The sequence below is a fragment of the Roseicella aerolata genome (assembly GCF_020523605.1).
Taxonomy (GTDB): Bacteria; Pseudomonadota; Alphaproteobacteria; order Acetobacterales; family Acetobacteraceae; genus Paracraurococcus; species Paracraurococcus aerolatus.
The window spans coordinates 1-6,463 of record NZ_JAJAQI010000100.1 but is presented as its reverse complement, the minus strand read 5'-3'; the positions used below and the strand labels follow the sequence as shown (position 1 = coordinate 6,463).

The window sequence follows — 6,463 nt, the reverse complement described above, 5'->3', positions numbered from 1 at the left end:
CGGCCCGCCGTCTCCTGCAGCATGGTCCGCGCCGACACCAGCGGCCAGAACTGCTTCGGGTAGCCCTCCCGCGACAACGGCCACAAACGCGTGCCAGTGCCACCACACAAAATCACAGGGATAATCACCGCGGAGCCGCCTTTTGCATGCGTGACGGAGGATTACCGCACCGCAAAATGGGCGGCAATCGGGCCAGAGCGCGTCACGACCATGGCTTGGCCGAGATCCATCTTCAACCGGCCGTTGCGCCGCTGGCCGGGTGTCCGTAGGGCGTGAACAAGCCCTCAACCCGTGAGGCCGTGCCCCGCATCGAGGCTGGTGCCGAGGCGCGGCATCCGCCCCGCCGCGACGTCATCGATCAGGCCGAGCAGTTCCGGCAGGCAGCGGCTGCGGAGGTCGTAGCGCTCCACCACCGTGCGCCGGGCGGCCTGGCGGAGCGGGCGATAGGCATCGGGCTCGGCCAGCGCCTTCACCACCGCCTCGGCCACCTGCTCCGGCGAGAAGAAATCGACCAGCAGGCCGTTCCTGCCGTCCTCGATCACCTCCTGCACCGGTGGCGTGGCGGAGCCGATGACCAGGCATTCATTCGCCATGGCCTCCAGCATCGACCAGGAGAGCACGAAGGGATAGGTCAGGTAGACATGCGCCGAGGACAGGCCGAGGATCGCCTGCAGGTGCGGGTGCGGGACCTTGCCGGTGAAATGCACCCGGGAGAGGTCCAGCCGGTCGCCGAGCTCGGCCAGCAGGATCTCCCGCCAGCTCCCGCCCTCCCGCGGCCTGGAGCCGTAATGCGGATCATCGCCGCCGACGAGGATGACCTGCGCCGCCGGCCGGCGCTCCAGGATCGCGGGCAGGGCCCGCATGAAGGTGGGAAAGCCGCGATAGGGCTCGAGGCCCCGGCCGATGAAGGTGACCACCTCATCGCCCCGGCGCAGCACGGCGCCGTTCGGCAGGATGTATTCCGGCGCGGGCAGCGGCCGGATCGCCTCGGTGTCCACGCCCTCATGCACCACCGAGAGCCGCTCCCGCACCCAGGCGGGGAAGCGGCTGGCCTGCCAGCGGGTCGCGGTATGGCCCCAGTCCGAAACCTGCAGGCAGAGCAGGTGGTTGGCGTTCAGGGTCCGCACCCGGCAGGCATCGTCGATCTGCACCGGCGCGCCCGGCGGGTCGAAGCCGACATCGCCGCCGGAGGAGGTGTAGTAGTACTCGTAGTAGAAGAGCATCCGCGCATCGGGCCAGACATCGCGCAGGAACAGCCCCTCCCCCCAGCCCGGATGACAGCAGACCAGGTCGGGCGTGAAGCCGCGCTCCTTCAGCGCGAGCGCGGCGCGCGCCACCTGCTGGCCGCGGAAGACGGCGTTCTCCAGCCGGCGGAGATAGCGGTGCGTGCTCTCCTGCCCCGTCGCCGGCGGCTTGTAGCGCAGGTGCTGAACCCCCGGCAGCGGATCCCCGGCATTCTCGCCCAGCGCCACCACCTGCGTGCCCGGCCGCCGGGCGAGGGCCGGCGCGACATGCCGGTACTGCCCCGGGAAGTTCTGGTGCACGAACAAGGCCCGCATCGATCAGCCATCCTGCGCTGTGGCGCCGCAGGCGCCCTCATGCACCAGGGCGGGAGCCCCGGGCAAACGCCTTCGTGAGGCCACGCGTCTGCGGCCGTCCATGCCGGGACGCACACTTTCACGCGCGGCACGCAACGAGGCTTGGCCCGTCAACTTACCCCCGTTGCATGCAGCCCGCATTCGACCGGACCGACTGGTCGGTCCTTTCCGCCCTGCTCCGGACCGCCCAGCGCGAGGGCTGGCGTGTGGAGTTCGCGCCCGACCACATCCTGCTGTCGAGCCGCCGGGCTGCCGAGGGGGTCATCATCCTGCCGGCGGCGCTGGTGCGCCATGCCCGCGGCAGCGGCTGGCAGGCGGTGATCCGCACCGGCGAGATCGCCCTGCGCCACCCGGCCGTCCGCCAGGCCGTGACGCTGCGCCTCGGGGCCTGATCCGGCGCATGGCCCCGGCCTGGTCCGCGGGCGGCGGCATGGCTGCCGGCTCCGCGGCCATCAGCCAGCGCACCCTCCGCAAGCCCAGGGATGGAGTCCGGCCGGTGCCGTGAAGGCCCCCGCACAAACGGGGCTTTCGGTGCGAAGCGGCACATGTTGCGGCAAAAGCCGCCCGCGTCGGAGGGGCGGGGAGCTAAGGGGGCCGGGCTGCCGCTGTTCCGCCCCGGTCGTCATCCTGTGCCAGCGGAAGGCAGGCGGCGCTCCCGGCTCCGTAGCCCCGCCGCCCCGCCATCTCCGCGGTCAGCCCGGGGGCGCAAGACATCCCGGCGCCAGCGCGTCCTCCCTCTGAAGCGCCCCGGGCCGCCCTCACCCCGTCCGATGAGCCCCGGCGCACGCGCAGGCGCGATCCGGTCGTGCCGATTCTGGAACTGACGTGATGGGACAGAACTTCGGTTTGTTTCCATATTAATTCCTATCCATCACAAGAGTGCACCGATGACGTCGACCGAGGGAGTGATGCCCGCCTCGACGGGCCCCAGCCTGTCCGCCGGCGGGGCGATCCGCCGAAATGCCTTCGGCCCTGCCCGAGGCGATGCGCCGCATCCCGAAGCCAGCCTTGCGGAGGCCGGGATGCTCGGCGCCGCGCGGATGGGGCTGGCCGGTGCGGGTGCTCGGCCCGTGGCGCTCGCCCTGCCGCGGCTGGTCTGGATCGCCATCGCCCTGGCGCTGACGATCCCGCTGCTCGCCACCAGCCTGCCGCCGCTGGTCGACCTGCCGAACCACCTCGCGCGCATCCATGTCCTGGCGGGCCTCGCCACCGACCCGGTGCTCGCCCGGATGTTCGAGGCCAACTGGTCGCTCATCCCCAATCTGGCGATGGATCTGCTGCTGGTGCCGCTGGTGCAGTGGCTCCCGCTCTACGATGCCGGCCGGCTCTTCGTGGCCGCGGCCATCCTCGTGCCGGTCTTCGGCTGCGTCGCCCTGCACCGGGCCTGGTGGGGCGGCCAGGATGCCTGGCCCTGGATCAGCGCGCTCATGGCCTACAATGCGCTGCTGCAGATCGGCCTGCTGAACTATGTGCTCGACATCGGCGTCGCGCTGCTCGGCGCGGCCTGGACGATCCGCGAAGTGCGCTCCGGCCCCCTCGCCTGGCTGCTCGCGGCGCTGTGGGGCGTCGCCTGCCTGCTGTCGCATCTGGTGGCCTTCGGGCTGCTGGTGATGGTCGCGGGTGCCGGGGTGCTGGTCCGGGACCGGAGCAGCCCGAGCCGCCTGCTGGGACAGGTGCCTCTCTTCGCCGCCATGGCCGGGGTGCCGGCCGCGCTCCACCTGCTCTTCGGGCCGGAGGGCAGCGGGGTCGGCGGCCTGGACCTCGCCGAGATGATCCGGCAGACCTTCGCTCATGGCCTGCCGACCTATCTCAAGACGCGCGTGAAATGGCTGGTCTCGCCCTTTGCCTCGCCGGTCGCCTGGCTGGCCCTGCCGACCGGCCTGCTCTTCCTCGCCATCATCGGCCTCGCGCTGCTGCGGCGAAGGCTCGCCGTGGCGCCCGCCGCGATCCTCGCCGGCGGGACCCTGGCGCTCGCCTTCTTCCTGCTGCCCGCCTGGACCGACAATAACGGGCTGGTGTTCCAGCGGCTGGGCGTGCCGCTGGCGCTGGTCGCGGTCGCGGGCCTGCGGCCCAGCCTGCCGCCGCGGCTCGCCCAGGCCACGCTGACCGCCGGGGTGCTGCTGCTGGCCGGCCAGGGCGCGGCGACCAGCTGGAAATGGCACGACCAGGAACGCCTGCTGCGGGACATGCGCGCCGCCATCGCACCGATAGAGCCGGGGGCGCGGGTCCTGGCGGTGCGGGACGGCACCTCCCCCTGGCATGTCGAGCCGCAGGAAGGGGGCGCGCAGCGGATGCTCTTCGGCAGCATCGCCTATACGCATCTGCCGGCGGTGGTCCTGATCGAGCGGAACGCCTTCTTCCCGATGATCTTCGCCGCGAAGGGGCGGCAGCCCCTGGCCGTGGCGCCGGCCTATGCCAGCCTGCACCAGGTGGACGGCCACCTGTCGCTGACCCCGGAACTGGTGGAGGCGGAGCACTACCCGCCGGCCACGGAGCCATGCGCCTACGACCCGCACCAGCCGGTGCAGTGCAAGGCACGCGCCTGGCCGATACGCTATGACTACGTGCTGCGGCTGAATGCCGGCGCGACGGCGATGCCGGACCACCCGCGGCTGCGGCACGTGGCGGGTGAGGGTTTCGCTCAGCTATACCGGGTCATCCGGTAGGCCACGGCCTTCCGAGGAGAGGCCCCCTGGGTCGGGACTGCCGGACGCGCCTAGTGATGCGCCCGGCAGTCCCGCCCTTGCCTGAACGAGGCCATGATCTCGGCCGAGGGACCCCGCTCAGCCGAGATTGGCTCCAGGCACAGGCGGATGAGGCCCCGAGAGGGCTGACGGCGCGGCCGGGCGCGGATCGCGCGCAGGGGGTGAGCGGGGCACCCCGCAGTCTTTGCGGAGCGAAGCCAACGGCCCCGCCCCGGCGCCCGAAAGCGAGACGCCCTCCAAGGGATTGGCGTTCCGGTCTGAACGCAGCTCGCTGAAGGCCCACCCTGGCCGGCTTTCGGGGCGTGCGCCCCGCCGCCATGCCGCCTCTGGCGCCCGAGGTTGGGAGGGCACCGCACCACCCGCAGGACCGGCGGCGTCAATCGCCTGCCGGGACTCCTGCCCTTTGGCGAGTGCGTGGCACGGCGTCATGGGACCGGTCTGGCCCGCCGCCCGGCCGGTTCAGCCCGGCCAGGCGCCCCCCCTCCGCGCGCCCCTGTCAGGGCCGGGGAACGAGCCTGATCCGGTGCTTGGCCAGCAATTCCCCGAAATCTGCCGAGGCGAGATAGGCAAGCTCCAGCGGCCGGCTCTCGACCGCGGGATCGAGGGCGCGCAGCGCCGCATCCACATGGCCGGGATGGCACATGATGAGGGGGCGCGGCCCCAGCCGCAGCAGCGCGCGCTCCAGCACCCGCGCGGCCGGGGTCGCGGCCTGCAGCGGGCTGAAACCCGAGAAGCCCTCATTGGTGTCGAAGCTGGCGGAGCGGGCGTCGCGCCGGAAGCCGGCGGAGAGCAGGGCGACGATGACGGCCTTGTCGGCCGAGACGCCGCGCCGGAGGATCGCCGCGAGGCCATCGGACGGGTCGCGCAGCCAGGGGCGCCGCCTGCCCGCCGGGTAGCGCTGCGAGAGGAGCCGCAGCAGCACCTGCCGCACCACGGGCAGGGCATGGACATGCTGGTGCCCGTCCACGAAATCCGGCATCGCCCCATGGGCCTGTTCGAAGGCGTCGAGCTGCCGCGCGATCTCCGCGGCCAGCTCTCCCTCCATCGCCGCCCGGGTCGCACCCCGCACCGGCAGGACCTGCCGGAGCAGCGCGCCCAGCCGCGGGAAGGCGCCGGCCGGCGCGAGGCCCGGCATGGCGCCGAGCGGCGCGCCCGTCGTCAGGTTCAGGTGCAGGCCGACCCCGATGATGCCATGCCCCAGGGCGCGGAGCGGCGCCGCCAGCCGGGGCCAGCCCGGCATGTTGGCCATGGCGCCGGTGGCGGAGATGCGGCCGCGTTCCGCCAGCGCCAGGATGCCGCGGCTTACGCCCTCCGTCAGGCCGTAATCATCGGCGCAGAGCACCAGTGGGCGGAACCCCACCGCGCGCCCGCCATCGCTCGGCGGCTCGGCGGGGAGCCGCTCCGGAGACCAGGGAGACACCGGTTCAGGGCCCGGAGAAGCTGTTCCCGCCGGCCGGCACCAGCGCCGGCGCCAGCGCCTGGCGCAGCAGGGCGTGATCGCCGCGGTCCGGACCACCCGCCGTCAGGGCCGGCCCGCCCACCCGGTCGGCCACGACATAGAGCGGACGACCCTTCACCTCCGCGAAGATGCGGCCGACATACTCGCCGATGACGCCAAGCGACATGAGTTGCACGCCGGAGAAGAACATCGCCGACACGATCAGGCTGGGGAAGCCGGGCAGGTCGGTGCCGAAGAGCAGGGTGCGGACCATGTAGAAGCCGGCAAGCAGGAGCGAGGCCACCGATATGGCGAAGCCGAAATAGGTCCAGACCCGCAGCGGCATGGTGGTGAAGGAGGTGATGCCGTCGAAGGCGAAGCGGAACAGCTTGCCGTAGTTCCACTTCGTCCGGCCATGCCGCCGCTCCTCGACCATGAAGGGCACGCCGATCGACTTGAAGCCGATCCAGGCATAGAGCCCCTTCGAGAAGCGCGCCCGCTCGCCGAGGGAACGGAGCACCTCCACCCCGCGGCGGTCGATCAGCCGGAAGTCGCCCGCACCCTCGGGCAGCCGCACCTCGCAGAAGCGCGCGAAGAGACGATTGCTGCGCGGCGATCAGGGTGAGAACGCGCGGCGATCTGGATGAGAAACGCCTGCATGGCGCCGTCGGGAGGGCGTAGCCCGACCGGCGGGGCCATGCAGGCGAGCGCCCACCCGTTCT

General features: G+C 72.2%; 6 protein-coding genes. 2 read left to right on the top strand and 4 right to left on the bottom strand.

What is annotated here, in order from left to right; translation table 11 throughout:
* Nucleotides 1-116, bottom strand: a 116-nt coding sequence (locus tag LHA35_RS27490; protein ID WP_226614377.1) for a sugar phosphate nucleotidyltransferase, incomplete at its 3' end; no start/stop codon positions are given.
* A gap of 168 nt (nt 117-284) precedes the next feature.
* On the bottom strand, nt 285-1,559 hold the full coding sequence (locus tag LHA35_RS27485; protein WP_226614376.1) for a glycosyltransferase family 4 protein: 1,275 nt from the start codon (nt 1,557-1,559) through the stop codon (nt 285-287).
* 167 nt (nt 1,560-1,726) lie between these two features.
* Here LHA35_RS27485 and LHA35_RS27480 point away from each other — a divergent pair, with 167 nt between their 5' ends.
* Together LHA35_RS27480 and LHA35_RS27475 are read left to right on the top strand one after the other, a co-directional pair.
* Nucleotides 1,727-1,990 carry a hypothetical protein gene (locus LHA35_RS27480; RefSeq protein ID WP_226614375.1) on the top strand — a complete coding sequence of 88 codons (264 nt, stop codon included), beginning with the start codon at nt 1,727-1,729 and terminating at the stop codon, nt 1,988-1,990.
* Nucleotides 1,991-2,620: 630 nt separating this feature from the next.
* The gene (locus LHA35_RS27475; RefSeq protein WP_226614374.1) at nt 2,621-4,264 is read left to right on the top strand and encodes a hypothetical protein; all 1,644 of its coding nucleotides are present in this window, start codon (nt 2,621-2,623) and stop codon (nt 4,262-4,264) included.
* A gap of 535 nt (nt 4,265-4,799) precedes the next feature.
* Here LHA35_RS27475 and LHA35_RS27470 read toward each other — a convergent pair.
* Together LHA35_RS27470 and LHA35_RS27465 are read right to left on the bottom strand one after the other, a co-directional pair.
* Nucleotides 4,800-5,663, bottom strand: coding sequence for a ChbG/HpnK family deacetylase (locus tag LHA35_RS27470; RefSeq protein WP_226614373.1), 864 nt, complete (start codon nt 5,661-5,663; stop codon nt 4,800-4,802).
* A gap of 64 nt (nt 5,664-5,727) precedes the next feature.
* A complete protein-coding gene (locus LHA35_RS27465; protein WP_226614371.1) occupies nt 5,728-6,318 on the bottom strand; it encodes a hypothetical protein in 591 nt (196 codons plus the stop codon).
* Nucleotides 6,319-6,463: the final 145 nt, after the last annotated feature.

Excerpts from the sequence above, each read along its gene's own strand:
- LHA35_RS27480 (WP_226614375.1), top strand. The coding sequence starts at position 1,727 with ATGCAGCCCGCATTCGACCGGACCGACTGGTCGGTCCTTTCCGCCCTG.
- LHA35_RS27485 (WP_226614376.1), bottom strand. The coding sequence starts at position 1,559 with ATGCGGGCCTTGTTCGTGCACCAGAACTTCCCGGGGCAGTACCGGCAT.
- LHA35_RS27475 (WP_226614374.1), top strand. The coding sequence starts at position 2,621 with ATGCTCGGCGCCGCGCGGATGGGGCTGGCCGGTGCGGGTGCTCGGCCC.